The sequence below is a fragment of the Microbispora sp. KK1-11 genome (assembly GCF_006874435.1).
Lineage (GTDB): Bacteria > Actinomycetota > Actinomycetes > Streptosporangiales > Streptosporangiaceae > Microbispora > Microbispora catharanthi.
The window spans coordinates 1-1,010 of record NZ_VIRJ01000101.1; the positions used below are offsets into that span (position 1 = coordinate 1).

The 1,010-nt window shown below is 71.4% G+C and carries 1 protein-coding gene; it reads left to right on the top strand.

Translation table 11 applies throughout. The annotated features are described in order from the left end of the window. On the top strand, window positions 1-914 hold a 914-nt coding region (locus FLW16_RS42895; protein ID WP_142566718.1), incomplete at its 5' end, for a cell wall metabolism sensor histidine kinase WalK. Window positions 915-1,010 lie beyond the last annotated feature (96 nt).

Sequence of the window (1,010 nt, forward strand, 5' to 3'; positions counted from 1 at the left end):
ACCTGCTGATCCCGGGGGTTCCGGCGCTCCTCACGGTGGTCGCGCTGTTCACCTGGCTGGCGGTCGGCCGAGTGCTACGGCCGGTCTCCGCGATCAGGGCGAAGGTCGCCGACATCACCGCGTACGGCCTGCACGAACGCGTGCCGGAACCGGACACCCGAGACGAGATCGCGGCACTGGCCCGTGCTGTCAACGCGACCCTCGACCGGCTGCAGACCGCCGTCGACGCACAGCGGCAGTTCGTCGCCGACGCCGCACACGAACTCCGCAGCCCACTGGCGATCCTGCGAACCCGACTGGAGCTGGCCCTGCCCGCCGAGAAGCCGCTGGCGACTGCGGCATTGGACGATGTCGCACGCCTCCAGTCCCTTTCCGCCGACCTCCTCCTGCTGGCCCGGCTCGACGCCGGCGAACCCCTGTCGCGGGCCGAGGAACTGGACCTGGCCCAGGTCGTCGCCGAGGAGGCCGTCCGCAAACGCCCTCGTCCGGACGTCCACGTGTACCTCGACCTCACCCCCGACCTGCTCGTCAACGGCTCCGCCGACCAACTCCGCCGCCTTGTAGCCAACCTCGTCGACAACGCGGTCCGCCACGCCTCCACGTCAGTCCACGTCACCCTCACGTCTCCGGACGACCACGCCGTCCTCGACGTCGTGGACGACGGCCCCGGTATCCCCCCGGAACACCACACCACCGTCTTCGACCGATTCACCCGCCTGGACCACGCCCGCACCCGGGACACGGGAGGCTCGGGGCTGGGGCTGCCGATCGCCCGGGACATCGCGCGCGCTCACGGGGGGACCCTCCAAGTGATCCCGCACAGCCCAGGCGCCAGGCTACGCGCGGTCTTCCCGCTGTCCGGGCGGTCTGTTGCCTACCCGCTGGGTGACCTTGCCGTACGGGCCCGCGTGTAGGAGGCGCAGCCGCGTGGGTACTGGCTTCTCGCCCCCATGCGCTCGTCGTGTCCGCCCACAGCGACCACGCCGCAGCGGGCGGTGGTCACCAACGTC